The sequence below is a fragment of the Humibacillus xanthopallidus genome, from assembly GCF_006716675.1.
GTDB lineage: Bacteria > Actinomycetota > Actinomycetes > Actinomycetales > Dermatophilaceae > Humibacillus > Humibacillus xanthopallidus_B.
This window is the reverse complement of the sequence record NZ_VFPM01000001.1, coordinates 482,878-508,747: the sequence shown is the minus strand read 5'-3', so window position 1 is coordinate 508,747 and position 25,870 is coordinate 482,878. Positions and strand designations below refer to the sequence as shown.

The 25,870-nt window shown below is 71.6% G+C and carries 25 protein-coding genes and 1 riboswitch; of the genes, 12 read left to right on the top strand and 13 right to left on the bottom strand.

The features are described from left to right. The first annotated feature begins 124 nt into the window (after nt 1–124). Complete coding sequence (locus FBY41_RS02145) at nt 125–1,063, top strand: hypothetical protein (protein WP_185748851.1); 939 nt, start codon at nt 125–127, stop codon at nt 1,061–1,063. A 137-nt stretch (nt 1,064–1,200) separates the two neighbouring features. Here FBY41_RS02145 and FBY41_RS02140 read toward each other — a convergent pair whose 3' ends face one another. The 5 genes from FBY41_RS02140 to FBY41_RS02120 form a co-directional block, all read right to left on the bottom strand. Next, a complete protein-coding gene (locus tag FBY41_RS02140; protein WP_141841776.1) occupies nt 1,201–2,766 on the bottom strand; it encodes an amidohydrolase in 1,566 nt (521 codons plus the stop codon). Then, complete coding sequence (locus FBY41_RS02135; RefSeq protein ID WP_141841775.1) at nt 2,763–3,755, bottom strand: quinone oxidoreductase family protein; 993 nt, start codon at nt 3,753–3,755, stop codon at nt 2,763–2,765. The genes FBY41_RS02140 and FBY41_RS02135 overlap by 4 nt, the downstream gene beginning before the upstream one ends. Before the next feature lie 34 nt (nt 3,756–3,789). Then, nucleotides 3,790–4,230 carry an SRPBCC family protein gene (locus tag FBY41_RS02130; RefSeq protein ID WP_141841774.1) on the bottom strand — a complete coding sequence of 147 codons (441 nt, stop codon included), beginning with the start codon at nt 4,228–4,230 and terminating at the stop codon, nt 3,790–3,792. Further along, entirely contained in the window at nt 4,205–5,905 is a 1,701-nt protein-coding gene (locus FBY41_RS02125; protein WP_185748850.1) for a wax ester/triacylglycerol synthase domain-containing protein, read from the bottom strand. Before FBY41_RS02125 ends, FBY41_RS02130 begins: the two co-directional genes overlap by 26 nt. 88 nt (nt 5,906–5,993) lie before the next feature. Further along, nucleotides 5,994–6,482: a GNAT family N-acetyltransferase gene (locus tag FBY41_RS02120; protein WP_141841772.1), complete on the bottom strand. Its 489-nt coding sequence runs from the start codon at nt 6,480–6,482 to the stop codon at nt 5,994–5,996. Between the two features lie 69 nt (nt 6,483–6,551). On the opposite strand from FBY41_RS02120, the gene pcrA reads away from it, so the two are divergent. Next, nucleotides 6,552–9,062, top strand: a complete 2,511-nt coding sequence (pcrA, locus tag FBY41_RS02115; RefSeq protein WP_141841771.1) for a DNA helicase PcrA — start codon at nt 6,552–6,554, stop codon at nt 9,060–9,062. A 163-nt stretch (nt 9,063–9,225) separates the two neighbouring features. Here pcrA and FBY41_RS02110 read toward each other — a convergent pair whose 3' ends face one another. Together FBY41_RS02110 and FBY41_RS02105 are read right to left on the bottom strand one after the other, a co-directional pair. Continuing rightward, nucleotides 9,226–9,966 carry a M23 family metallopeptidase gene (locus FBY41_RS02110; RefSeq protein ID WP_260439507.1) on the bottom strand — a complete coding sequence of 247 codons (741 nt, stop codon included), beginning with the start codon at nt 9,964–9,966 and terminating at the stop codon, nt 9,226–9,228. Between the two features lie 347 nt (nt 9,967–10,313). Continuing rightward, entirely contained in the window at nt 10,314–11,252 is a 939-nt protein-coding gene (locus tag FBY41_RS02105; RefSeq protein WP_260439506.1) for an esterase/lipase family protein, read from the bottom strand. 79 nt (nt 11,253–11,331) lie between these two features. On the opposite strand from FBY41_RS02105, the gene FBY41_RS02100 reads away from it, so the two are divergent. Then, nucleotides 11,332–11,742 (top strand): cobalamin B12-binding domain-containing protein, encoded by a 411-nt coding sequence (locus FBY41_RS02100; protein ID WP_141841769.1) that lies wholly within the window; start codon nt 11,332–11,334, stop codon nt 11,740–11,742. Nucleotides 11,743–11,882: 140 nt separating this feature from the next. Here FBY41_RS02100 and FBY41_RS02095 read toward each other — a convergent pair whose 3' ends face one another. Beyond that, on the bottom strand, nt 11,883–12,494 hold the full coding sequence (locus FBY41_RS02095; protein ID WP_141841768.1) for a hypothetical protein: 612 nt from the start codon (nt 12,492–12,494) through the stop codon (nt 11,883–11,885). Continuing rightward, nucleotides 12,491–13,030, bottom strand: a complete 540-nt coding sequence (locus tag FBY41_RS02090; RefSeq protein ID WP_141841767.1) for an RNA polymerase sigma factor — start codon at nt 13,028–13,030, stop codon at nt 12,491–12,493. The genes FBY41_RS02095 and FBY41_RS02090 overlap by 4 nt, the downstream gene beginning before the upstream one ends. A gap of 140 nt (nt 13,031–13,170) precedes the next feature. On the opposite strand from FBY41_RS02090, the gene FBY41_RS02085 reads away from it, so the two are divergent. The 4 genes from FBY41_RS02085 (at nt 13,171) to sucD (ending at nt 16,525) form a co-directional block, all read left to right on the top strand. Next, on the top strand, nt 13,171–13,707 hold the full coding sequence (locus FBY41_RS02085) for a superoxide dismutase family protein (RefSeq protein WP_141841766.1): 537 nt from the start codon (nt 13,171–13,173) through the stop codon (nt 13,705–13,707). Further along, nucleotides 13,707–14,231 (top strand): hypothetical protein, encoded by a 525-nt coding sequence (locus FBY41_RS02080; RefSeq protein WP_141841765.1) that lies wholly within the window; start codon nt 13,707–13,709, stop codon nt 14,229–14,231. The genes FBY41_RS02085 and FBY41_RS02080 overlap by 1 nt, the downstream gene beginning before the upstream one ends. A gap of 186 nt (nt 14,232–14,417) precedes the next feature. Then, nucleotides 14,418–15,593 (top strand): ADP-forming succinate--CoA ligase subunit beta, encoded by a 1,176-nt coding sequence (sucC, locus tag FBY41_RS02075; protein WP_141841764.1) that lies wholly within the window; start codon nt 14,418–14,420, stop codon nt 15,591–15,593. Between the two features lie 38 nt (nt 15,594–15,631). Next, nucleotides 15,632–16,525, top strand: coding sequence for a succinate--CoA ligase subunit alpha (gene sucD, locus FBY41_RS02070; protein WP_141841763.1), 894 nt, complete (start codon nt 15,632–15,634; stop codon nt 16,523–16,525). A 65-nt stretch (nt 16,526–16,590) separates the two neighbouring features. On the opposite strand, the gene FBY41_RS02065 is transcribed toward sucD, so the two are convergent. After that, the gene (locus tag FBY41_RS02065; RefSeq protein ID WP_141841762.1) at nt 16,591–17,283 is read right to left on the bottom strand and encodes a polysaccharide deacetylase family protein; all 693 of its coding nucleotides are present in this window, start codon (nt 17,281–17,283) and stop codon (nt 16,591–16,593) included. A 178-nt stretch (nt 17,284–17,461) separates the two neighbouring features. Between FBY41_RS02065 and FBY41_RS02060 the strand changes: the two genes are divergently transcribed. Continuing rightward, nucleotides 17,462–18,913: a cell division protein PerM gene (locus FBY41_RS02060; protein ID WP_141841761.1), complete on the top strand. Its 1,452-nt coding sequence runs from the start codon at nt 17,462–17,464 to the stop codon at nt 18,911–18,913. A 27-nt stretch (nt 18,914–18,940) separates the two neighbouring features. On the opposite strand, the gene FBY41_RS02055 is transcribed toward FBY41_RS02060, so the two are convergent. Further along, nucleotides 18,941–19,333: a hypothetical protein gene (locus tag FBY41_RS02055; RefSeq protein ID WP_141841760.1), complete on the bottom strand. Its 393-nt coding sequence runs from the start codon at nt 19,331–19,333 to the stop codon at nt 18,941–18,943. A gap of 155 nt (nt 19,334–19,488) precedes the next feature. Here FBY41_RS02055 and purN point away from each other — a divergent pair, with 155 nt between their 5' ends. The 3 genes from purN to FBY41_RS02040 all read left to right on the top strand — a co-directional run bounded on the left by purN (nt 19,489) and on the right by FBY41_RS02040 (nt 23,020). Then, nucleotides 19,489–20,079 carry a phosphoribosylglycinamide formyltransferase gene (gene purN, locus FBY41_RS02050; protein ID WP_141843000.1) on the top strand — a complete coding sequence of 197 codons (591 nt, stop codon included), beginning with the start codon at nt 19,489–19,491 and terminating at the stop codon, nt 20,077–20,079. An 82-nt stretch (nt 20,080–20,161) separates the two neighbouring features. Then, a riboswitch (ZMP/ZTP riboswitch) is annotated at nt 20,162–20,238 on the top strand. Nucleotides 20,239–20,309: 71 nt separating this feature from the next. Continuing rightward, entirely contained in the window at nt 20,310–21,926 is a 1,617-nt protein-coding gene (gene purH / locus FBY41_RS02045; RefSeq protein WP_141841759.1) for a bifunctional phosphoribosylaminoimidazolecarboxamide formyltransferase/IMP cyclohydrolase, read from the top strand. Nucleotides 21,927–22,054: 128 nt separating this feature from the next. Beyond that, nucleotides 22,055–23,020 (top strand): DMT family transporter, encoded by a 966-nt coding sequence (locus tag FBY41_RS02040; RefSeq protein WP_141841758.1) that lies wholly within the window; start codon nt 22,055–22,057, stop codon nt 23,018–23,020. 116 nt (nt 23,021–23,136) lie between these two features. Here FBY41_RS02040 and atzD read toward each other — a convergent pair whose 3' ends face one another. Then, complete coding sequence (atzD, locus tag FBY41_RS02035; protein WP_141841757.1) at nt 23,137–24,273, bottom strand: cyanuric acid amidohydrolase; 1,137 nt, start codon at nt 24,271–24,273, stop codon at nt 23,137–23,139. Nucleotides 24,274–24,278: 5 nt separating this feature from the next. Beyond that, nucleotides 24,279–25,244 (bottom strand): carbamate kinase, encoded by a 966-nt coding sequence (locus FBY41_RS02030; RefSeq protein WP_141841756.1) that lies wholly within the window; start codon nt 25,242–25,244, stop codon nt 24,279–24,281. Nucleotides 25,245–25,577: 333 nt separating this feature from the next. On the opposite strand from FBY41_RS02030, the gene FBY41_RS02025 reads away from it, so the two are divergent. Next, the gene (locus FBY41_RS02025; RefSeq protein ID WP_141821753.1) at nt 25,578–25,823 is read left to right on the top strand and encodes a hypothetical protein; all 246 of its coding nucleotides are present in this window, start codon (nt 25,578–25,580) and stop codon (nt 25,821–25,823) included. Nucleotides 25,824–25,870: the final 47 nt, after the last annotated feature.

Below are 25,870 nucleotides of genomic sequence, written 5' to 3'. Positions count from 1 at the left end.
GTCAGCGGTGCACCTACGTCCTGCGCCCACAGTGGCGTGTCGCTGCAGCTCCGTGTACCAAGGGTCGTCCGTCGGCTGTGGATAACCGGAGAGGCCGTGACGACGTCTCCGCGACGCTGGCGAGGTGGACATCGCCGAGGTCATGCAGCGCATGGGTGGGGTTGCCACCCACGGTCAGCTCAAGGCCGCCGTGGGTCGTCGTCGCCTCGATGACGCGCTCCAGGCGGCTCGCATCCACAGGGTGGCGCGTGGCAGGTATGTCCTCCCCACGGCTGAGGCGGCCCGGGTGGCGGCGCACCGGCTCACGGCTGTTGCCGGACTGCGGAGCGCAGCGGCGTCGTACGAGTGGTCGCTCAAGTGGCAGCCAACCGTGCCAGAGCTGATCGTGCCACGGGGACGCAAGGTGCCGGAGGACGCTCGGTCATCCGCCCGCATCCGTTGGCAACGGCTCGCTCCGGGTGACGTCGACGGTTGGCGCACGACCCCGCTCCGCACCGTGCTGGACTGTGCCACGACGTTGCCGTTCGACGAGGCACTCGCGGTCGCCGACTCGGCCTTGAGGTCGGGGCTCGTGACGTCTGCCGAGCTCATGCGCGCCGCGAACGCGCTCCCCGGCCGCGGGCGTGATGCCGCCTTCGACGTCGCGTGGTTCGCGAGCGAACGGCCTGCCAATGCCTTCGAATCCGTCATCAGAGCGATCTCGACCGAGGTGCCCGGCCTCCGCCTGGACCCGCAGCGCCGTATCCGGGTGGCGGGCCGGCGCATTCGCCCCGACCTCGTGGACCCCGAGCTGCGGATCGTCGTCGAGGGTGACAGCCACGAGTTCCACACGTCACCGTCAGTGATCGACGGAGACTGCTGGCGCTACGACGAGCTCGTGCTCGATGGCTGGCTTGTCATCCGGGTGTCCTGGCCTCAGGCGATGTTCAAGTCGGCTTGGGTGCAGTCCGTCTTGGCGCGGGCAGCCCTCAGGCAGGACGGCCTCCACGGCACCGACTACGTCAGGATCCGGGGGTGTGGGCGCCGACCGACCACCATTGGTCGCACCGGCCCTCGGCCGTAGGCTCACCCACCCCACGTCGCCCCGCTTCAGGCGACCAATGGTCGTCCGTCGGCGCGGGGCATGCCGCCCGGCTGGGTCCGGCAGGCAGGCTGGGGTGGGCGAGGTGGTGGGCTACCCGCGGGGGTATGCCGGGTGGCTCAGGCGCGCTCGTGGGCGAGCTCGCCGCCGATCCAGGCCTGGAGCACGACGGTGTCGCGGATGCCGGCCGGGGCCGACTGCTCGAGCGTCCACAGGTCGCGGTCGACCGCGATGAGGTCGGCGAGCTGGCCCGGCGCGAGACGCCCGACGTCGGTGCGTCCGACCGCCTCGTGCGCCCCCACGGTGTGGGCGCGCACGGCCTCGTCGAGGGTGATCCGCTCCTCGGGCCGCCAGCCGCCCATGGGCGAGCCGTCGGCACGCTGCCGGGTGACGGCGGCATGCAGCCCGTAGAAGGGGTTGGGGTCCTCGACCGGCGCGTCCGACCCGAAAGCGAGGCGCACCCCGGCGTCGAGGAAGCTGCGCCACGCGTACGACGCCAGCCGGCGCGGACCGATGATCTGGTCTGCCAGCTCGAGGTCGGCCGTGCAGTGGCTCGGCTGCATCGAGGCGATGACGTCGAGCGTGCGGAAGCGAGGCAGGTCGATCGGCCGTACGTGCTGGGCGTGCTCGACTCGCAGCACCGCATCGTGCCCGGCAGCGCGCACCGCCTCGAACGTGTCGAGCACGAGCCGGTTGGCCTCGTCGCCGATGGCGTGCGTGCAGACGTCGAGCCCCGACTGCACCGCGAGCAGGGTGCGCTCGAGGAGCACCTCGTAGGGCATCGCCGCGATGCCGCAGCCCTCGTGGCCGATGAACGGCTCGGTCATGTGGGCCGTGTGCGAGCCGAGGGCGCCGTCGCTGAAGAACTTGACGGGCCCGACCCGGAAGCGGTCGTCGCCCTGGCCCGACCGGCGCCCCTGCGCGATCGCGAGCTCGAGGTCGGGGTCGCGGGTGCACTTCGTGACCCGGAGCCGGAGGGCTCCCTCCGCGTGCATCTCGGCGTATGCCGCGCGGGTCTCCTCCCCGTCGATGTCGGTGACGCTCGTCAGGCCGACCGAGAGGAGCAGGTCCTGCGCCTTCTCGAGCCAGGGCCGCAGCGGCGCCTGGTCCTGCTCGATGACGTCGAGCAGCTCCTGTGCCGACTCGCGCAGGATGCCCGTCGGCTCGCCGTCGGCGTCGCGCACGATCTCTCCACCGACCGGGTCGGGCGTGTCGCGGGTGATGCCGGCGCGTTGAAGCGCAACGGAGTTCGCCCAGATCGTGTGGCCGTCGACGCTCGACAGGGCCGCGACGCGGTCGCCGGAGACGGTGTCGAGAGAGTGGCGGTCAGGCTGGACCGGGACCTCCCAGACGTTGTGGTTCCACCGGCCGCTGTGCAGCCACTCGCCGGGCGCGAGGCCCTCGGCGTGGGCCCGGACGAGCTCGAGGGTCTCCTCGAGAGAGCGTGCCTCGTGCAGGTCCACCGAGGAGAGGCTCCGGGCCACCCACTCGGTGTGGATGTGGGCGTCGTGCAGGCCGGGCATCACGAGGGCGCCGGGCAGGTCGACGACGACATCGGCCTCCGCCTCGAGGGCGGGCGAGCCGACCGAGGTGATGTGGCCGTCCTCGACGAGCAGCGCTGTGGTCCAAGGGTGCTCGACGTCGCCGGTCCAGATGCGGTCGTGGCGCAGCAGCGTGCGGCTCATGCGCTGGGCACCAGGATGAGCTTGCCCGTCGTCTGCCTGCCCTCGAGGGCGGCATAGGCCGCTGCGGCCTCGGTGAGGGGGTAGCGGCCCCCGATGTCGATGGCGAGTGAACCGTCCGCGATCGCACCGAGCACCTCGCGCGCGCGCCACTCGAGCTCGTCGCGATCGGCGACGTAGTGGCCGAGGGACGGTCGCGTCAGGAAGAGCGACCCTCCGGCGTTGAGACGCTGGATGTCGAAGGGCGGCACCTGGCCGCTGGCGCCACCGAAGAGGACCATCATTCCCCTCGGGCGCAGGGAGGCGAGGGACGCGTCGAACGTCGCCTTGCCCACACCGTCGTAGGCGACGTCGACGCCCCGGCCGGCGGCCGAGCGCACCGCGGCCGCCAGGTCGTCGGACGACGAGAACGTCGAGTAGTTGATGAGGTGATGTGCACCGAGCGCCCTTGCGATGTCGAGCTTCTCGTCGGTGCCGGCGGTCGCCACCACGCTCGCGCCACGCTGCGTGATGAGCTGCACGAGGAGCTGTCCGACCCCACCGGCCGCGGCGTGCACGAGGGCCACCTCGCCCTCGCGGACGGCATACGTGCTCGTCACGAGGTAGTGGGCGGTGAGGCCCTGGAGCATGGCGGCTGCGGCGACCTCGAGGTCGACCCCGTCGGGCACCGGCACGACCTTGTCGGCCGGCTTGTTGGTGATGGTCGACATGCTGGCCGGTGCCTGGCACCACGCCACCCGGTCACCGACGGCGAGACCGGAGACGTCGGCACCGACCGCGACCACCGTGCCGGCGCCCTCCTCCCCGAGGACGAAGGGGGTGGGCACGGGGTAGATGCCCTGCCGCTTGTAGACGTCGATGAAGTTGACGCCGGCGGCGGCGAGCTCGACCTGCACCTCGCCCCTGCCGGGCGCCGGCACATCGTGCTCTCGCACCTCGAGAACGTCGCGCTCGCCGGGCTCTGACACGAAGACGCTGGTCGCAGTGGTCATGCCAGCCACCCTACGACCGCCTCACCCGCCCCGCTCACGACACCGGGTCGAGCCGGGTCCGCAGGCCGGTGAGCGTCTCGTCGACGAGCCCCTTGATGATCCGCGAGCGGATGAAGCCGGGCAGTGGCAGGTTGTGGTGGATCGTGAGGTCGTAGGTGACACGCGCACGGTCTGCGCCCAGCGGCTCCACCGTGTAGACGCCCTCCTGGCCGGTCTGGAGACGGCCCTCGACCATCGACCAGCTCATGCCGTCGGGGGCGTGCTCGTAGGCGAGGGTGTAGCGATCCGTGCCGACCGCGGTCGACGCGGCGAAGCGAGCCGTCAGGGGCAGGCCCGCGTCATCGGTCTCGAGGACCTCGGCCTCCTGGATCGTCGGGATCCACTCCGGCTGGCTCGCGAGGTCGCGGATCGTGGCGAGCACCGCGTCGAGCGGGGCGTGGACCTCGACGTCACGCCGTGCGTGGTCGGTCGGCATCGTGCCCCTTTCCGGCGCCCGCCTTCGGGCCCTTCCGCTGTTTCTTGCCGCCGGCCTTCGCCGCCTTCGCGGCCTTTCCCCTGCCCGGACGTGGCCGGCCGATGTGGACGAGGTGGTCGAGCTCGTCCTCGAAGGCGGCGAGGAGGAGCTCGGGGTCGGGCACGACGGCCGCGTCGGCCATGAACCCGACCCGCACGGTGCCGGCATACGTGAAGATGCAGACGCCGACGACCTGCCTGCCCGACCCCGGTACCCAGCCCATGACTCCCGTGACCGGCACGCCGGCGAGCCTGCGCGTCGACCGGGGCCCGGCGACGTTGGTCGTCACCCCGATCGCCTTGTTGGCGAAGAAGTCGACGATGTAGCGCTCGATGCCCGCCGTCGTCCGGCCGATCGCGGTGATGAGCGCGAAGGTGAGAACGGCCTCGGGGGAGTGCTTGAGCCAGTCCATCCGGCGCTTGGTCTCCGCCAGTCGCGCCAGCGGCGCAGAGAGGGCGCTCGGGTAGCGGAAGAAGACGAGTGCGAAGCGGTTGCCGAGCTCCGGCGGGAGCGGCTCGTCGAGGGGGCGCACGTTGACCGGCACCATCGTCACGAGGTCGACGGGGTCGGCCCCCTTGTCGAGCTGGTAGCGGTGCAGGGCCGCAGCCACGGCGCTCATCAGCACGTCGTTGAGCGTGGCCCCGGCCAGGCGGCCGAGCTGCTTGGGCCCGACGAGGGGGAGCGGCTCGCTCCACACGACGCGCTTCGTGCCGCCCGGGGCGCCGTCGAGGGGGTTCGGCGGGTTGTGGGTGAGGAGCAGCTGCGCGACGACGCGGGTCGTGCGCACGGCGAGGTCCGCGGTGTCCCGCAGGCCGCCCGGCGTGCTCAGCCGGAGCAGCTGCCCGATGCCGTCACGCGCGAGCCGCAGGCCCGCGCCCACGAGGGGCGGGGTGGGCAGTCGCAGGGCGCTCCCGCGCTCGTCGACCTGCCCGCGCTCGTCGTCGACGATCCCGCGCTCGTCGGCAGGCGGCAGCTCGTCGCCCGGCCCGCACTCCGCGCCCGCCGGCAGCTCGAGGTGCTCGAGCTGCCCGACGGCCTCGAACGTCCCGACGGCCGCCTCGACGGCCGCGACGACCTCGGGGCTGTCCATCGCCCCCGCCAGTGTGGCCTCGGGCGCCACCCGGGTCGTCGGGATCGGCCCCGCCGCGTCGGCCGGATCGCCCTCGGTCAGCGACATCAGCACCCTCGTCAGGGCGATGCCGTCGGCGAGCGAGTGGTGGATGCGCAGGAACATCGCGGAGCCCGGCCCGTGGCCGTCGATGAGGTGGAGCTCCCAGAGCGGGTGGCCGTGGTCGAGCGGCCGGTCGAGGTAGCCCTCGATGTGGCGCTGGAGCGTCCGGTCGTCTCCCGGCGAGGGCAGCGTGAAGCGCCGGATGTGGCGCTCGAGACGGAAGTCCTCGTCGTCCACCCAGTACGGCTGCCCGAGGACCCCGGAGACCCCCGCGGTCTCGGGTCGCTGGTGGAACACGGGGAACGGCTCGACGACCCGGCGACGGATCAGCTCGGTGACCTCGTCCCAGTCCGGCACGCCCCCGAGAAACATCAGCGACTCGATGACCATGAGGTTGTTGGGGCGGTCCATGTTGAGCCAGATCGTGTCGACGGGGCCGATGCGTCGTCGGAGGGATGGGGGCATGGTGACTCCGGTCTCGGGGGCTACGCACAGCATCGCGCGGTGGGCGGTGGGCTCGCTAGGGACGATGGTCCCGGTGGGTCATGGCGGGTCACGCCCGCGCGAGACGGCGCAGGGCGGCGCCGTCGACGCGGTGGGTCGTCCACTCCTCGAGCGCCGTCGCGCCCCGGGAGCGATAGAACTCGATCGAGGGCGTGTTCCAGTCGAGCACGGTCCACTCGAGCCGGGTCCAGCCGCGCTCGACGCAGATCGCGGCGAGGCGCGAGAGCAGGGCCGCCCCGATGCCGCTCCCACGTTGCTCCGGCTCGACGAAGAGGTCCTCGAGCCAGATCCCGGCCTCCCCCGTCCAGGTGGAGAAGCTGCGGAACCACAGCGCCATGCCGACGACAGCGCCCTCCCGCACGGCCACGAGGGCGTATGCCGTCGGGTCGCCGTCGTCGGGGAAGAGTGCCGTCGCGAACTGGGCCGGGGTCGCTGTCGCCGCCTCGGGCTCGCGCTCGTAGGCGGCCAGCTCGCGCACGAGGCGGATGAGGTCGGGCACGTCGGCGGGCGTGGCCTCGCGGATCTCGAAGTCGGTCACCGCCCCATTCTCGCCGGTGTGGGTGGCGGGGCGTCGCTGTGGGCGCTGCGACGTAGGCTGGTGCCCATCATGAGCACGCTCTTCGACGACCTCTCCTTCCCCGGCTTCGACCGAGAGCAGGGGGCAGCCGCCACCGGTGGGTCGACGAGTCCCGGAGGGGTGGGGCCCGTCACGGGGGTGACCGAGCAGGGTGTGCCCACGTGGGCGGAGGCGGCGGCCCGCGGCGGCGTCGCCGCCCCGGCCACACGGCATACGGACCTCGACCCGGAGGCGCTGCTCGCGGGCCTCAACCCGCACCAGCGCGAGGCCGTCGTGCACGAGGGAACCCCGCTGCTCATCGTCGCCGGCGCGGGCTCGGGCAAGACGCGCGTGCTGACCCACCGCATCGCGTGGCTGCTCGGCGAGCGGGGGGCCCAGCCGGGGCAGATCCTCGCGATCACCTTCACCAACAAGGCCGCTGCCGAGATGCGCGAGCGGGTCGAGTCGCTCGTGGGCCCCCGCGCCCGGGCGATGTGGGTGATGACCTTCCACTCCGCGTGCGTGCGCATCCTGCGACGCGAGGCGGCGAAGGTCGGCATGAAGTCGACCTTCTCGATCTACGACGCCGCCGACAGCCAGCGCCTCATGAGCCTCGTGCTGCGCGACCTCGACCTCGACCCCAAGCGCTACCCGGCGCGGGGCTTCTCGCACCAGGTGAGCAACCTCAAGAACGAGCTCATCGACGAGGAGACCTACGCCGCGCAGGTCGCCGAGGGCAACCACTACGACCGCACGGTCGCCTCGGCCTACACGCAGTACCAACGCCGCCTGCGCCAGGCCAACGCCCTCGACTTCGACGACATCATCATGATGACCGTCAACATCCTGCAGGCCTTCCCCGATGTCGCGGAGTACTACCGTCGCCGCTTCCGGCACGTCCTCGTCGACGAGTACCAGGACACCAACCAGGCGCAGTACCAGCTCATCAAGGAGCTCGTCGGGGAGGTCAAGGGCCCCGAGGGCGCCTATGCCGTGCCGCCTGCCGAGCTGTGCGTCGTCGGTGACTCCGACCAGTCGATCTACGCCTTCCGCGGCGCGAGCATCCGCAACATCCTCGAGTTCGAGCAGGACTACCCCGACGCCCGTACGATCCTGCTCGAGCAGAACTACCGCTCGACGCAGCGGATCCTGCGGGCGGCCAACTCCGTCATCGCCCGCAACGAGGGGCGCCGCGCCAAGAACCTCTGGACCGACTCCGGCGACGGCGCCATGATCACCGGCTACGTCGGCGACAACGAGCACGACGAGGCGGCCTTCGTCGCGAAGGAGATCGACGACCTCGCGGCTCACGGCGTCAAGCCCGGTGACGTCGCCGTCTTCTACCGCACCAACGCGCAGAGCCGTGCCGTCGAGGAGGTGCTCGTGCGGGTTGGCCTGCCCTACAAGGTGGTCGGCGGCACGCGCTTCTACGAGCGGCGCGAGGTGAAGGACGCGCTGGCCTACCTGCGCGTCATCTCCAACCCCACCGACACCGTCAACCTCCGCCGCATCCTCAACACCCCCAAGCGCGGCATCGGCGACCGGGCCGAGGCCTGCGTCGCCGCCCTCGCCGAGCGCGAGCGCATCCCCTTCGTGGCCGCCCTCGGACGCGCCGAGGACGCCCCCGGCATCGCCACCCGCTCCGTCGCCGCCATCAAGGGCTTCACGGCGCTGCTCGAGCGGCTGCGCACTGCCTACGACTCCGACGACAGCGTGGCCGGCCTGCTCGAGATGGTCCTCGAGGAGAGCGGCTACCTCGCCGAGCTCCGCGCGAGCCACGACCCTCAAGACGAGACCCGCATCGAGAACCTCGCCGAGCTCGTCGCCGTCGCACAGGAGTACGACGAGCGCCGGGCCACCGAGCTCGAGGAGTCCGGTGGCGAGCTCCCACCCGGCGTCGAGCCCGAGGACGTCGGGCCGGCCGGCGCGCTCGAGGAGTTCCTCGAGCAGGTCTCGCTCGTCGCCGACGCCGACGAGATCCCCGACTCACCCGAGGGGAGCACCGCGGCAGACCTCGGAGTCGTCACCCTGATGACGCTGCACACGGCCAAGGGCCTCGAGTTCCCCGTCGTCTTCCTCACCGGCATGGAGGACGGCACGTTCCCGCACATGCGCGCCCTCGCCGACCCCAAGGAGCTCGAGGAGGAGCGTCGCCTCGCCTACGTCGGCATCACCCGGGCCCGCGAGCGCCTCTACCTCAGCCGCGCCGCGGTGCGGTCCGCGTGGGGCGCCCCGCAGTACAACCCCCCGTCGCGCTTCCTCGACGAGATCCCGGGCGACCTGCTCGACTGGCAGCGGCTCGGCCCGTCGTTCAGCGGCGCGAGGGGCTCTGACCGGCCCGCCGTCGCCACCCTGGCCGCCCGGCCCGGGGTGCGCAGCGCCGGCAAGCGCCCCGTCATCTCGCTGCACTCCGGCGACCGGGTCAGCCACGACTCGTTCGGCCTCGGCACCGTCGTGCGCGTCGAGGGCGAGGGCGACAAGTCGATGGCGCACGTCGACTTCGGCGAGGAGACCGGCACCAAGCGCCTCCTGCTGCGCTACGCACCCCTCGTCAAGCTCTGACGTACCCTGCCGAAGTCACCGGGCGGGCATACCGCAGAGGTCACCGGGCGGCATACCGCAGAGGTCACCGGGCGGCACACCGCCGGGGGCTGGGACGAACGCAGGCCCGCTCCCTGGTCGGGAGCGGGCCTGTGCGTCGGTATGCCGTGTGGTGCGTGTCGGCTCAGAGCTGGACGCCGCGCTTGGCGAGCCACGTGCGCGGGGCGACCGCGCTGCCGTCGCCGGGGTGGATCTCGAGGTGAACGTGGGGGCCGGTCGAGTTGCCGGTGCTGCCGCTGTAGGAGACGGTCTGGCCGGGAACGACCCTGTCACCGAGCGAGACGAGCAGGCGGCTGTTGTGGGCCATCCACGAGACGGTGCCGTCCCAGTACTGGATCTTGACCATGTAGCCGTAGCCCTCGTTGGACCAGCCGGCGAAGATCACCTTGCCGCTCGACAGGGCGTGGACCGGGGTGCCGACGGGGCACGCGAGGTCCTGGGCCGGGTGCATCTTGCCCCAGCGGAAGCCGAAGCCGGAGGTGAGCGTGTAGCCCGAGAGGGGCATCACCCAGCGGTGGGCAAGGGCGATGGCGCGCCGCTTGGCCTCAGCCTTCGCCTTGGCCGCGGCCTCCGCCTTCGCCTTGGCCTGCGCGGCCTTCTCGGCGGCGGCCTGGTCGGCCTTGGCCTTCGCCTCGGCAGCCGTGTCGTTGCCGGCGATGGAGGCGCTGACGATGAGGGTCTTGGCGTCGCGAGCCAGGTCACGCGAGGAGCGGGCTCCCGAGCGGTTGGCGGTGGCAGCGGCGACCGCGGACGGGTCTGCCGCGAGGCCGAGGCCGGCGACCGTGTTGGAGACGTTCTTCATCGCTGCTGCCTCGGGGCTCAGCTCGCTCGCACCGGCGTCGCGGATGACGAGCCCGCCGGCCACGGTCGTTCCGAGCAACGCAACGGGGACGACGAACTGTCGACCCCGTGAAGGCTTCAGAGCTGGCCGATGCCGGCCGACATAGCTTGAGGACACCAAGAAATTACCTAACGTTACCGACTGCGAGCCTCAACGGTAACGTGACCGATTCGTTACGCAAAATCGGGTAGAAACGCGGAGGGGCTGCCGTCGCGCTGGAGGGGGACCGCGACTGGGCATGACACTAGGGCATCCATGCGGGCGCCGACAGCCTTTGTCCCCACGAAGTTTCAACCGAATTTTCACAGCCCTCCCAGCCAGGAGTGTGGGGTCGCCGAGGTCGCCTCGGAAGGGCCCCGACAGGCGGGTGCTCAGTGGCGCCGGGTGCGCAGGGCGCTGACCCCCGGGGTGACCGTGGCACCCGAGGAGTCGAGGTGGGCCAGGGCTGCCGAGATGCCGTGGACGACCGTGGCGGTGATCGGCAGGCTCATGTGCCCGACTCCGTGCAGCGCGATGTTGTGCACGTTGAGGTCCTCGTGGTGCAGGGCGGCGTTGCGCTGCGGCACGACGACCTGGTCGAGGTCCGACCAGTAGACGATGAAGCGGGTCTGGCAGTCGCTCACCGGGCCGGCCAGCTCCTCCATGAGCGCGCTGCCGGGGCGCAGCTGGCGGGTGAGCCCGTTGTTCCAGCCGTAGGCCCAGATGCTGCCGGCGTGGGGGGTGCCGAGAGTGACGAGGGTGTGCACGTGGGCGTCGCCGCCGAGGCGGGTGACGTAGTAGCGCGCGATGAGCCCGCCCATCGAGTGGCCGATGACGTGGATGCGCTCGTAGCCGGTCTCCTCGACGATCCGCTCGACCTCGGCGCCGAGGCGCGCAGCCGCGGCGCGGATGTCGCCGGTGAGGATGGAGTAGTTCATCGTCTCGATCTGCCCGAAGCCCCGGCGCACGAGGCCGCGACGCAGCACGGTGAAGATCGAGCGGTTGTCGACCATGCCGTGCACGAGCAGGATCGGCGTCTCGGCGGCCTCGACGTCGTGGATGGCGAGGCCCCGCTGGCTCGGCGGCAGGTGCTCGAGCCGGTAGCCCTGCCGGCGGTCGCTCGCCCGGGAGCCGAGCAGGCCGAGGGGGTAGAGGCCGAGGTGCAGGCCCATCCAGGTGGCCTCGAGGGCCGCGCCCGCGAGACCCGTGGGGGTGAGCAGCGCTCCGACGACGTCACGGGCGGCGTCGAGCACCCCGCGATGGCCGCGGGACTCCTCACCCGCGGCACCGACCGCGCGCGGCGTCTCTGCCGCTCGTGCTGCCACTGCCACGAGCCGACCGTACCCCCGTCGGTGCCGGATGCGTCACTATTGCGCGACGCGTCTCACGAGGCTGGCTAGAGTGCGCCGCATGAGTGAGACCACCGCGAGCGTGATCCGAGTCGTCGTCGCCAAGCCCGGTCTCGACGGTCACGACCGCGGCGCGAAGGTCGTGGCGCGGGCGCTGCGCGACGCCGGCATGGAGGTCGTCTACACCGGCCTGCACCAGACGCCGGAACAGATCGTCGAGGCCGCCATCCAGGAGGACGCCGACGTCGTCGGGCTCTCGGTGCTCTCCGGCGCCCACCTGACGCTCTTCGCCCGGGTCGTCGAGCTGCTGCGCGAGCGCGACGCCGCCGACATCATCGTCTTCGGCGGCGGCATCATCCCCGCCGACGACATCCCTGAGCTCGAGGCGCTCGGCGTGGCCAAGATCTTCACCCCCGGGGCGACGACGAACGAGATCGTCGACTGGGTGCGCACCAACGTCCACACCGACTGACCCGCAGCCCCCGGCTCGAGGTGGTGCCGCACCCCACGTGGGTGGCGCGATCACCTCGACTCGGTATGCCGTCCGGCCCCCGACTCCGTATGCCGCCCGGTCCCCTCACCCATCGAGAGAGCAGTCCGTCGCGCGCGCCGTCAGTGGTGGTCGACCCGCCGGTTGAGGGAGAAGAGGCGGCCGAGGACGGGCATCAGGACGATGTTGAGTCCGTGCAGCACGCCGATGATGAGCAGGATCCCCCCGAGCCGGACGACCTCGGCCTGCAGCTGCTGCGGCGTCACGACCCCGGTGAAGAGGTTCTGCCAGCCCTCGTCGGGGGCGAACTTCACCGTGAAGCAGATGTAGGCCGTGAAGATCAGGTAGTAGACGATGTCGGTCAGCACGATGTAGCTCTTGCCGGTCGACGGGTTGTCGTGGAAGACGTCGGCGGCGTAGGCACGGCCGAACCGCTTGATGAAGGGGCCGAGCCAGACGGCGATGGCGACGAGGCCGATGGTCGTCGCGAGCTCGAGGATCCACCAGGGCATGAGCAGGTCTCCGTTCGACTGGGGCGTCAGGGTGAGCACGAGGATGGTGGCGGCTGCCATGGCGGCGACCCAGAGGGCCGCGACGCGACGGCGGTGACGGCGCCGGGCGCGGTCGTCGGCGACCGAGTCCAGGACGCGTGCGAAGAGGTCGCGCGTCGGAGGGGGTGGTGCCGGCCCCGTGGGTCGCAGGGCCTCCTCGATGAGGTGCTCGAGGTCGCTCATGGTTCCTCCCGGAGGGCCACGGACAGGGCGCGCAGTCCGCGCTGCAGGTGAGTCTTGACGGAGTTGACCGACATCCCCAGTCCGTCAGCGATGTCCGCCGGCGACATGTCGTAGTAGTAGCGCAGGGTGAGGCAGTCCCGTTGACGGCCCGGGAGGGCCCGCAATGCCTCGATGACCTCCTGGCGGGCACTGCGACCGAGGGCGGCCTCCTCGGCCGAGGGCTCGTCGTCCGCTGGGGGTGGGCGGTGGTGCAGCGAGACGAGGCCCCGGCGGTTGTGGTCGCGCGCGAGGTTGATGACGATCGACCGCAGGTAAGCCGCCCCCCGGCCCGGGTCGCGCACCCGGGCCATGGTGCGGCTCAGCCGGATGAACGCCTCCTGCACGAGGTCCTCGGCCGCCGTCTTGTCGTCGACGTAGAACCTGGCGAGGTGCAGCAGCGAGGGAGCCTCCGCATTGAAGAGTGCGGCGGCCTGTCTCTCGAAGTCGTCGGGGATCTGCTCGCGCGTCGTCGCGACCCCTACCGTCAGCCCGTCCATCACTTCGACAGACGAGCGATGAATGCGTTTGGGTGACAGGAGGATTCAACGAGTCTTTTCTTGCTGGACGTGTCGCCCGAGCCCCCGCCGCGAGCGTCTCCCAATTGTAGGTTCATTCATTTCTGGAGGGGGCGAAAGCCATGGAACGCAAGGGATTTCGTGGAGGAGCAGCAGTGCTGGTCGGGCTGTCGGCATCGGTAGCCGTCGCGGCCACCGCGGTTGCAGGGGCAGCCGTCTGGCGCTTCGCGGACGAGCTGAGGGACTTCAACACAGCCAGCGCGGGGCCGTTCGACGAGGCCGCGGCCCGGCTGCAGCTGGTGGACCGGCCGTCCGGGACGACCGCCGTCCTGCACGTCCGCGGGATCGACCCGTCCGTCGCCGGCCGCACCTTCGGCGCCCACCTGCACAACGGCCCCTGCGACACGGACGGCCCCGCTGCTGCAGGCGGGCACTACAACGCCGACGCGCACGCAGGCCACACGCCCGTCGTCGTGTCGAGCGCGACGGAGGTCTGGCTCGACTTCACGGTCGACGCGAGCGGTGCGGGCGACTCGAGCGCCGCCGTGGACTTCCCCGTGCTGCCGGGCACGAGGTCCGTCGTCGTGCACGCCGCCCCCACCGACCCCGCCACCGGGCTCGCCGGCGCTCGCCTCGCCTGCGTCCCGGTGGAGTGGTGATGCTGCGCGCGGCCGGCCGCGGCGCCCTCGCCGGCCTCGCGTGGGGGCTGCTGGCCCGGCTCTTCATGCGCCTCATCGCGACGACGCCCGAGTTCACCTGGGGCGGCACCCTGGCGATCCTCGGCCTCAGCACGCTGCTCGGCACGGGGCTGGGCCTCGTCGTCGGTGCTCGTCTGGGCGGCCGCTCGCGGTGGTGGCGCCTCGCACCGGTCCCCGGGCTCGTCCTCTTCATGGGCCCCGGCATGACCCTGGTGCCGGGTGCGGCCCTCGTCGCCCTGGCGCTGGCGGTCCGCTCGAGGGCTGCCAGGGTGCTCCTTCTCCTCGCCGCCCTCGTCGCCGTGGTCGTCCCGGCGGTGGGCCTCGATGGAGAGGGCGGGGAGGCGTCCCCGACGGGCTCGCTGGGCCTGGCACTCGTGATCGTCGCCGTCGGCCTCCTCGGGGTGGGGTGCCACGAGTGGTGGCGTCGCTGGGCGCCGCCCACACGGCATACACCTGCGGGTGCCCGATCTGAGACGCGGGTGTGATCTTCGTCCGATCCTGAGCGGCCCGGTTCGGTCGTCCCTGCTCGCGGGCACTAGAGTCCGGGAGACAGCCTGATTCGGTTGCGCCGCGCGCGCAGGGACCGACCGAGCACCAGCGCGGGGGCCCCGGGACGCCAGAGCGGTTCAGTCGACGACGATACGAATCGACGACGAGGACGGACCCCACCCGTGGATCTCTTCGAGTACCAAGCCCGAGACATGTTCGAGAAGCACGGGGTGCCCGTGCTGGCCGGCGCCATCGCCACCACCCCGGAGGAAGCACGAGCGGCGGCGGAGCGGATCGGCCCGAAGTCCGGCGGCGTGACCGTCGTCAAGGCGCAGGTGAAGACCGGCGGCCGCGGCAAGGCCGGCGGCGTCAAGGTGACGAAGAGCCCCGACGAGGCGCAGGCCGCTGCCGAGGCGATCCTCGGCATGGACATCAAGGGCCACACCGTCGGCACGGTGATGATCGCCCAGGGCGCACGCATCGCCGAGGAGTACTACTTCTCCGTGCTGCTCGACCGGGCCAACCGCAGCTACCTCGCCATGTGCTCCAAGGAGGGCGGCATGGAGATCGAGCAGCTCGCCGTCGAGCGGCCCGAGGCCCTGGCCCGCATCGCCGTCGACCCCAACACCGGCATCGACGCCGCCAAGGCGCAGGAGATCGTCGACGCGGCCGGCTTCGACGAGGCCGACAAGGCCGCGATCGCCGACGTCATCCAGAAGCTGTGGACCGTCTACCGCGAGGAGGACGCGACCCTCGTCGAGGTCAACCCGCTCGTCAAGACCGAGGACGGCGACATCGTCGCGCTCGACGGCAAGGTGACCCTCGACGAGAACGCCGGCTTCCGCCACGCCGACCACGAGGCGCTCGAGGACACGGCCCACACGGACCCGCTCGAGGCCGCGGCCAAGGAGAAGGACCTCAACTACGTCAAGCTCGACGGCTCCGTCGGCATCATCGGCAACGGGGCCGGGCTCGTCATGAGCACCCTCGACGTCGTCGCCTACGCCGGTGAGGAGTTCGGCGGCCAGAAGCCCGCGAACTTCCTCGACATCGGCGGCGGCGCGAGCGCCGAGGTGATGGCCAACGGGCTGCACATCATCCTCTCGGACCCGCAGGTCAAGAGCGTCTTCGTCAACGTCTTCGGCGGCATCACCTCGTGCGACGCCGTGGCCAACGGCATCGTCGGCGCGCTCGACGCGCTCGGTGACGAGGAGGACCGCCCGCTCGTCGTGCGCCTCGACGGCAACAACGTCGAGGAGGGCCGGCGCATCCTCGCGGAGCGCAACCACCCCCGCGTCATCATCGAAGAGACCATGGACGGCGCGGCCCGCAAGGCCGCCGAGCTGGCCGCGAACTGACCCCGAGTCGTTAGAGAAGGAACTGAGGCACATCTGCCATGTCGATCTTTTTGAATGCTGACTCGAAGGTCATCGTCCAGGGCATGACCGGCTCCGAGGGCATGAAGCACACGCAGCGCATGCTCAAGTCGGGCACGACCATCGTCGGAGGCGTCAACCCGCGCAAGGCGGGCACGACCGTCGACTTCGAGGGCGGCGTCACCGTCCCCGTCTTCGGCACCGTGCAGGACGCCATCGACGCGACCGGGGCCAACGTGTCCGTCATCTTCGTGCCGGCCGCCTTCACCAAGGCCGCCGCGCTCGAGGCGATCGACGCGGGCATCCCGCTCGCCGTCGTCATCACCGAGGGCGTCGCCGTCAAGGACACCGCCGAGTTCTACAACTACGCCAAGGACAAGGGCACGACGCGCATCGTCGGCCCCAACTGCCCCGGCCTCATCACTCCCGGCGTCTCCAACGCCGGCATCATCCCCGCTGACATCTCGGGCGGCGGCCGCATCGGCCTCGTGTCGAAGTCGGGCACGCTGACCTACCAGATGATGTACGAGCTGCGTGACTTCGGCTTCAGCTCGGCCGTCGGCATCGGCGGCGACCCGATCATCGGCACGACGCACATCGACTGCCTCGAGGCGTTCCAGAACGACCCCGACACCGACGCGATCGTCATGATCGGCGAGATCGGCGGCGACGCCGAGGAGCGCGCCGCGGCCTACATCAAGGAGCACGTGACGAAGCCGGTCGTCGGCTACGTCGCGGGCTTCACCGCCCCCGAGGGCAAGACGATGGGCCACGCCGGCGCCATCGTGTCGGGCAGCTCGGGCACCGCCCAGGCCAAGAAGGAGGCCCTCGAGGCCGCGGGCGTCAAGGTCGGCAAGACGCCGTCCGAGACGGCCCAGCTCATGCGCGAGATCATGCAGGGCCTCGCCGGCTGAGCACCCCGCTCCCACGCTGTCGACGGGCGGCCTCCCTCACGGGTGGCCGCCCGGCGCGGGAGTCGTCAGCAGGCCATCAGGCCGATGACGTAGCCGCGTGCGCGCAGCTTCGGGATGAGGATGTCGAGGGCGGCAACGCTCTGCGAGCGGTCACCACCGCCGTCGTGCATGAGGATCCGGGAGCCGGGGCGCACGTTGGCAAGAACCCGGTTGACGATGGTCCACGTGCCGGGGCGCGCCCAGTCACGCGGGTCGACGGTCCAGAGGATCTGCCGCTGACCCCGGTTGGCGATGATCGTCGCGATGCGGCTGTTCGTCGCGCCGTAGGGCGGGCGCACGCAGCGCGGCCGGTACCCGAGCGCCGACTCCATCTTGTTGAGCTGCCACGTCACGGAGGCGGTCGACAAGAGCGTCAGGTTGGGGTGGCTCCACGTGTGGTTGCCGATCTTCATCCCGTAGTAGCGCAGCGAGCGGGTGATCGACGGGTACCACGAGACGTTCTGACCGACCTCGAAGAAGACGGCCTTCGCGCCGTACTTCCGCAGGACCGCGAGCATCTTCGGCGTCCACGTCGCGTGCGGCCCGTCGTCGAAGGTGAAGTAGACGGTGCCGGCGTAGGCGACCGGGGCGGCGGCCACCGTCGTGACGGTCGCCGGGGGTGCGGCGGCCGTGGGCGGCGGCGCCGGTGAGGTGAGAGTGCTGGTGAGTGCAAGGGCCGTGACGAGTGCGGCCAGTCGTCCGAGGTGCTTGATGTGCATGGCGTTCCATCCCCTTCACCTCCAGTGTGTGCCCGCAAAGCGACAAAGGATCTCGAAACGGAGGCGTTCCGTGCCTCACAGTTCGGGACGCCCCCGCTCGGCGTGGGTGCTCGCTCCGAACGCCGTCAGTTGTGACCATGGACCGAAGCCCTGCACCCGTCACCGCACGACCTCAGGAGTGAGACCACTGGCCACGCCCGCCCGTCCGCCGTCCGCGATCCCGGCGTCCCTGCGCGCTGGCGCCCTGGCGGCGATCGGCACCTGGGTGGTCGTCGTCCTCCCGGCGCTCGTCGGCTGGGTGGCTGCCCCCGAGAGCTCGGTCGGCTGGTTCTCGGCCGTCTCCGTCGGCAGCGGCATCTGGTTCCTCGGCCACGGTCAGTCGATCGGTGCGGGCGGCGTCGCCGTGTCGTTGACGCCGCTGCTGCTCTTCGCCGTCAACGTCTACATCGCCTACCGCTGGGCCCGCCGCCTCGCCGTGACCCAGCGGGCGGCGGTCGGCGCCGCGGCCTGGAGCGACACCGCGCTGCGGGGGGTCGTGCCCGGTTTTCTCGGCGGCTACCTGCTGATGGCGGGGGTCTTCGCGCTGCTCACCCTCGGTGGGGTGGCCGCGCCGGGCTTCGCCGCCGTCCCGGGCGCGCTGCTCGTGCCGGCGGTCGCCCTGGGCTTCGTGCTGCTGCGCCCCGACGACGAGGAGTCGCCCGCCTTCGTGCGCACGCTCTTCCGCCGCGGGCCGACGTGGTTGCCGGCCGTCTGGCGGGTGGGCTGGCTCGGCGCCGGCCTGCTGCTCGCGATCGGCGCCGGCGCCGTCGTGCTCCGTCTCGTCCTGACCTTCCCGGCGGTCGCCTCGATCCAGTCCGACTACGGCGTCAACGTCGGCGGAGCGGTCATCGTCGGGCTCGCGCAGCTCGCGCTCCTCGGCAACGCCGTGACGTGGGCCCTCGGCTTCGTCGCGGGCCCCGGCTTCTCGCTCGCCCTCGGTTCGACGGTCTCGCCCGCCGCCGCGGCCCCCGGACTGCTGCCGTTCGTGCCCGTGCTCGGCGCCGTCCCCGAGGCGGCCGACTACCCGACGCTGCTGTATGCCGTGCTCCTCCTTCCCGTCGCCGCCGGGGTGCTCATCGGGTGGGGTGTCGACCGCGAGCTCGAGTTCTTCGGCAACCTCCGCGCCCGCGTCAGCGCCACCGTGGTGGCCGGCCTCATCGCGGTCGTCGCCGTCGTCGCGGTGACGGCGCTTGGCAACGGCGCGGTCGGGGTCGACCGTCTCCGATCCGTCGGGGTGCCGCTGCTGCCGCTCCTCGGCGCTTTGGCGGCCGAGGTCCTGCTCGGCGCGCTGGCCTTCGTGGGCGTCGCGATCGTGCGGGAGCGGCTCGCGGGCAGGCAGAGCGCGGCCGTGGCGACCGGGGACCCGGAGCAGGATGAGCCGGTCGGCGTGAGGGCGCAGACCGGCGAGACCGACAAGACCGAGGGAGCCGGCGCTGCTGTAGCGACGGTCGCGGCGGTGGAGGCCGTCGACGCGGCGGACGCGGCGGACGCGGCGGACGCGGCGGGCGCGGTCGACGCGGCGGACGCGGCGGGCTCGACGGAGTCGACCCCACAGACCCCGAAGGACAGCAACGCGCCGGTCGTCAGCTGAGCAGCACGGGTCAGGTGAGCCGGCTCGTCAGTTGAGCAGGGTGCCGAGCAGTCCGGAGCGCTGGAGCTGCTCGCACGAGGCGCGCGCCGTGGCGGTCTGCGCCTGGTCGTAGCACTGCTCGTAGTCGCTGACCGGTCCGTAGAAGACGACCTGCACGACGAGCGTCAGCAGCATCGCGACGATGATGCCGAGGCTGAGGGCCGTCCAGAGCTTCTCGCTCGTCGGACGGTCCTTGAGGAAGCGGAGGAGCTGCACGCTGAGGTAGGCGGCGACGAGCAGTGGCAGGGCGGCCACGAAGCGCTTCGGGAGCGGCAGCGAGATCGCGAGGAGTCCGAGCAGCACGAAGCCGATGAGCGGCAGGGACCGCTTCGCGCGCTCTCGGGCGAGGACGATCTCCTGCTCGCGGCTCGGCTCGGTCATGGCCCCATCCTCGCCCACGGGCGCGGGCGGTCGGTCGGCAGGGCCCCGTCCGTCGACGGCCTAGCGGAGCTGGTCCGCGTGGCTAGACTCGGGCCGTGACGAACGCCGCCGCCAGCGATCCGACCACCGTCGTCGATCAGGGCCGCGGCGGCGACGTGCCGGTCGTCGTGCTCGTGTCGGGCTCGGGCACCCTGCTGCAGGCGCTCATCGACGCCGCGTCGGGCTCCGACTACCCCGTGCGCATCGCCGCAGTGGGGGCCGACCGCCCGTGCGAGGGCATCGAGCGTGCCGCGCGGGCCGGCATACCGACGTTCGTGTGCCCTCCGGGAGACTTCGCGGACCGCGGCGCATGGGACGTCGCCCTCGCCGAGCACGTCTCGGCTGCGGGCCCCCGTTTCGTCGTGACCGCGGGCTTCATGCGGATCCTCGGGCCGGCCACGCTGGGCGCGCAGCCGGTCATCAACACGCATCCGGCCCTGCTGCCGAGCTTCCCCGGCGCGCACGGCGTGCGCGACGCCCTCGCCTACGGGGTCAAGGTGACCGGCACGACGTGCCACGTCGTCGATGCCGGCGTCGACACCGGGCCGATCATCGAGCAGCGCGTCGTCACCGTCGACGACGACGACACCGAGGAGAGCCTCCACGAGCGGATCAAGGTGCAGGAGCGCGACCTGCTCGTCGAGATGGTGGCCCGGCTCGCCCGGGAGGGCTTCGCCGTCGAGGGTCGACGAGTTCGCATCGGCTGATCGAGAGAGCAGTCCGTCGGCACCACGTCGATCGAGAGAGCAGTCCGTCGGCCGTGACGAGCTGCTCTCGATCGACGGTAGGCTGGTCGCACACGACTGGCGCAGGTGGGTGACCACCGGGGAGTGACGTCGGGAGCATCGAACGCCTGGGTGCCTCGCGAGATCGATACCGTGCGAACCCCTCTGGGGGCCACGGACCGACCGACGTCACACGACCCAGGAGTGCAGTCATGACCACCGCAACAGGTGCCACCGACGGCCGCCGTCCGATCAGGCGCGCGCTCGTCTCCGTCTACGACAAGACCGGTCTCGAGGACCTCGCCCGCGCGCTCGATGCCGCAGGCGTCGGCATCGTGTCGACCGGCTCGACCGCGAGGACGATCGCCGCCCTCGGCATCGAGGTCACTCCCGTCGAGCAGCTGACCGGCTTCCCGGAGTGCCTCGAGGGCCGCGTCAAGACCCTGCACCCCAAGGTGCACGCAGGCATCCTCGCCGACACCCGCAAGGACGACCACGTCCAGCAGCTCGCCGATCTCGGGGTCGAGCCGTTCGAGCTCGTCGTCGTCAACCTCTACCCGTTCCGCGAGACCGTCGCCTCGGGCGCGACGCCCGACGAGTGCATCGAGCAGATCGACATCGGCGGCCCGTCGATGGTGCGTGCCGCGGCCAAGAACCACCCGAGCGTCGCGATCGTGACGAGCCCGACGGCATACGGCGAGGTCGTCGAGGCCCTCGGAGCCGGTGGCTTCACCCTGACCCAGCGCCAGCGACTCGCGGCCGAGGCGTTCGTGCACACGGCGTCCTACGACGTCGCGGTGGCCAGCTGGATGGGCAACGCGTACGCCGACACGACCGATGGCACCGGCTTCCCGGCGTGGACGGGCGCGAGCTTCGACCGCACGGCGGCCCTGCGCTACGGCGAGAACCCGCACCAGCAGGCTGCCCTCTACCGCCACTGGCGTCCTGGTGTCGCCTCTGCCGAGCAGCTGCACGGCAAGGAGATGTCCTACAACAACTACGTCGACACCGACGCCGCCGTGCGGGCTGCCCACGACCACGGCGACCAGCCGACGGTCGCCATCATCAAGCACGCCAACCCGTGCGGCATCGCGGTCGGAGGCACGATCGAGGAGGCCTACGAGCGGGCGCACGCGACCGACCCGGTCAGTGCCTACGGCGGCATCATCGCCGCGAACCGCACGGTGACGGTGGCGATGGCGGCCGCCGCGAAGCCGGTCTTCACCGAGGTCATCATCGCGCCCGACTACGAGCCCGAGGCGCTCGAGATCCTCACCGCGAAGAAGAACCTCCGGATCCTGCGCCTGCCTGCCGGCCTGGCCGAGAACGCGGACCGCGTCGAGACCCGGCCGATCAGCGGGGGCCTGCTCGTGCAGACGGTCGATCGGGTCGACGCCGTCGTGCGCGGCGAGGACGGAGCGGTGACGGGCGGCGACGACGCGTCGGCCTGGCGTCTCGTGGCCGGCGAGGCTGCTGACGACGCGACGTTCGCCGACCTGCAGTTCGCCTGGCGTGCGATCCGCGCCGTGAAGTCCAACGCGATCCTGCTCGCCCACGACGGTGCGGCGGTCGGTGTCGGCATGGGTCAGGTCAACCGGGTCGACTCCTGCTACCTCGCGGTGCGACGAGCCGAGGAGCGGGCGCGCGGCTCGGTGGCGGCCTCCGACGCGTTCTTCCCCTTCGCCGACGGACTCCAGATCCTGCTCGACGCGGGGGTGCGTGCCGTCGTCGCGCCCGGCGGCTCGATCCGCGACGAGGAGGTCATCGCAGCGGCTCAGGCGGCCGGCGTCACGATGTACTTCACCGGCACCCGTCACTTCGCCCACTGACCCCCTCATCGAAAGAGCAGTTCGTCGCCGGGGCGCGCGAGCGCGGGGTCCCCGAGGGGCCGACGGACTGCTCTTTCGATCGGGGTGGGGCGTGCGGATGGCTGGCGTCGGGTGGCAGGCTGACCTGCATGACCGACACCGACCTCGCCCGGCGCGGCGCCGGCCGCAGTGACCTCACCTGGCTCGTCGCCCTGGCCGCTTCGTTCTGGGGCCTGTCCGCGCTGTGGCGCGGACCGCTGGCCAAGGAGTACCCAGCGCTCGCAGTCGTCTTCTGGGAGCACCTCGTCCTCGTCGTGCTCGTCAGCCCGTGGCTGGTCCCGGCCGTGCGTCAGCTGCTGGCCTCCAGCACGCGGACCAAGGTGAGCGTGCTCGTCATCGGGGCCGGTTCCTCGGCGCTCGCGACGACGCTCTTCACGGCGGCCTTCCGCATGGGTGACCCGATCACGCCGCAAGTGCTCCAGAAGCTCCAGCCCCTCATCGCCCTGGCTCTCGCAGCTCTGCTGCTCGGGGAGCGGCTGAAGCGCAGCTTCGCGTTCTTCGCGGTCCCGGCTGTCGTGGGGGCGTGGCTGCTCGCCTTCGCGGACCCGCTGGGTGTCAGCGTGTCGAGCGCGACGGCGGCCGCTCTCGCCGTGGGGGCCGCGACGCTCTGGGCGGCGGGCACGGTGCTCGGCCGCGCAGCCAGCGCCGAACTGAGCTTCTCGCACCTCACCGCCCTGCGCTTCGGCGTCGGCCTGCTCTCGCTGCTCGCGCTGAGCGGCCTCACCTCGACCTCGCTCGCCATCGGCACGGAGGCCGTGCCCAACATCCTGCTGCTCGCGATCTTCCCGGGACTGCTGGCGCTCCTGCTCTACTACCGCGCCCTCGGTCGCACGCCGGCATCACGGGCGACGCTCGCCGAGCTGGCGTTCCCGCTGACGGCGGCCCTCGTCGGCGTCGTGGCACTCGATGCCACCCTGACGGGCTCGCAGTGGCTCGGCTTCGTCGTGGTGCTCGCCTCGGTCGTCGGGCTCGCGGTGCACGAGCACCGCTCGGAGCAGCCTTCGGTCGCCGTTCCCGACCGCGCCGAGGAGGCCCTCGTCGTCACCGAGCGCTGATCGGAAGAGCTGCCGCCCCCCGGTCGAGAGAGCGCGTCGACCGCGGGGCTGGGCCGACGAAGTGCTCTTTCGATTGGCCCCGGGCGCGACGGATTGCTATCTCGATCGGGGTGCGGTCAGCGCGACCAGGTGTAACCAGTGGGCTCGCCCTGCCCCACGTCGATGATGGCCGCGACCGGGCCACCCCCGTCGGGACCCTGGTGGGCAGCGGACACCGAGACGAAGACCGCGGGGTCACCCGTCACCGACGCCGTGACGCCGCCGACCGCCGACTTGATCTGGCGGTGCCAGTGCACGTCGGAGTCGTCGAGCATCGCGTTGCGCCGACCGTGCACCTGACCGTCCTGGCTCACCTCGCACTTGAGGAAGACGTTGACGAGGCGGCCCTGCAGATCGGTCCAGTGCGGGCGGTCCGGCAGGTCGAGCCCGGCGTCCTTGATGGCCTCCCAGATGCCATCGGCGTCGAGGGCGTCGCGCATCACCGAGTGCCCGATGCGGTAGCGGCCACCGATGCCCCGGGCGTTGCCGACGACGACCACCTGCGCCTGGTCGAGCTCGACGCCGGAGCTGCAGGACGCGACGGAGGAGAAGAGCGAGCGGTCGCGCATGATGTCGGCGTCCGTCGGCATCTCGATCTCGCCGAGGGCCACGGCGATGCCGAGTGCGGTGGTGCCGTTGGACAGGTCCATCGACTCGTGGGTGTGCTCGGTCCAGACCTCGTGGCCGCGCGACTTGGCGTCGCGGATCGTGTGGATCGTCAGGAGCGGCGTCTTCGTCTGCACGTAGTGCACGTCGGCCGGGTCGGTGATGCCGGCCCGCTCCATCGCGACCTTGACGGCGTCGGCCACCTTGGTGACCATCGCGACATACCCGATCTCCTCGGGCAGGAGGGGCTCGCTCATCGCGAAGCCCACGGTGAGTCGCGGCTCGTCGGAGGGCTCGACCTGCTCGGGCGGCACCGTCGCGAAGATGGTGGCGTGAGGGCTGATGACGCCGTCGGTGCCGCCGGACCAGACGATGGGCACCTGGCGCACCTGGTCGGCCGGGGCACCCTTCTCGACGAGCACCTCGCGGAACGCCTTGTCGGCGATGATGCGGGTGTAGTCGTTGACGCCGCCGTTGCCCTCCGTCTTGCCGATGATGGCGATGACTCGGTCGGCCGCCATGACGCCGTCGTCGATCAGCCGGGCGAGCTCGGAGGCGTCCGCGACGGAGTGGATGGGGACCTTGCGGACCTCGATGGCATCGGGCACGTGGATCACCTTTCTCTTTCAGGGTTTTCGATGATGGTGCCGACCCGACCGGCCGCGCCGGAGTCTCCGGCCAGGGCGTCGGCGATGCGGTGCAGATCGGTGATGACCGAGCGAGCCCCACCGGAGCGCACGAAGCGCAGCGCGGCCTCGACCTTGGGACCCATTGAGCCAGAGGCGAACTCGCCTTGGGCGGCATACCGCTCGAGCTCCTCGGGGGAGACGGCGCCGAGCGCTCGCTCGTGCGGAGTGCCCCAGCCCACGGCGACGTGCTCGACGTCCGTGGCGATGACGAGGACGTCGGCTCTGACAGCCGTGGCGAGCAGCGCCGCCGTGAGGTCCTTGTCGATGACCGCCTCGACCCCGCGCAGGGTGCCGTCGGCCTGCCGCACCACGGGTATGCCGCCGCCGCCGGCCGCGATGACGACGTGACCGGCGGCGAGCAGCGTCAGCACCGTCGGCGTCTCGAGCACCTCGAGCGGCTCGGGAGAGGCGACGACGCGACGCCACCCCTTGGACCCCCGGTCCTCCCATCGTTCGCCGTGTTCGACGAGCACCTGGGCCTGGTCTCGCGGGAGGTAGCGGCCGACGGGCTTCGTCGGTCGGTCGAATCCCGGGTCGTCGGCGTCGACCCGAGTGCGCGACACGAGAGCCGCGACGGGGCGGGTCGCTCCACGCGCTGCGAGGGCGGCCTCGAGCTCGTCGAGGATGGTGAAGCCGATGGTGCCCTGGGTCTGGGCGCCGCACCAGTCGAGCGGCACCGGCGGCACGACCTGCGCGGCCAGGGCGTTCTTGACGAGCAGGTTGCCCACCTGCGGTCCGTTGCCGTGGGTGACGACGATGTCGTGTCCGGCTGCCACGAGGTCGGCGACCGGCCCCATCGCCACGGCGATGGCGGCGCGCTGCGCTTCCGGGCTGGCCGTGCCGTCGGGCGCGATCATCGCGTTGCCGCCCAGCGCCACGACTGCCCTCACGGCGTGCCTCGCAGGGGGAAGGCGCTCGTCATGCGGTGAGCCTAGGCAGCGGACCCCCGGGGTCGCGTTGTCACGTCCTGCCCAACCCGGGCGCTCCCGTTGGCACATTGTCCCGGCAGGGCTGATGCGTGGGTGCCTCCCGGATGCAGAGTGGGCTGCGTCGTGGCCTGCGTCGTGGCCTGCGTCGGGGCCTGCCTGGGCGCGACCCGCACCGGGAAGCGCTTTCCGGCCCTGACGACGGTGGGTGCTGGGGCGCCACGGGTAGGGAAGCGGATGTAATCTCTTCGGAGAGAGAGCAAGCGGCGTGTGCTGCCGTCGTCACGGAGGTGGACTGTGGGACCCGGAGTCGTGCTCGCGGTGCTGGGGGCGATCCTCACCTTCGCGGTGCGGGCCAACACCTCGGTGATCAACCTGACCATCGTCGGCATCATCCTCATGGTCGCCGGAGGCGGCATGATCTGGCACGCGCGCAAGGGCAGCCGTCGCCAGCGCATCGTCACGCGGGAGGAGCGCCCGGCGGGCTCTGCGACGCCGACGCACACGGTGCGTCAGACGATCGAGGAACGCGACATCGACTGACGGGCCGCGCCCCCTGACTCCGGCGCCCCTGACGTGCAGGGCCACCG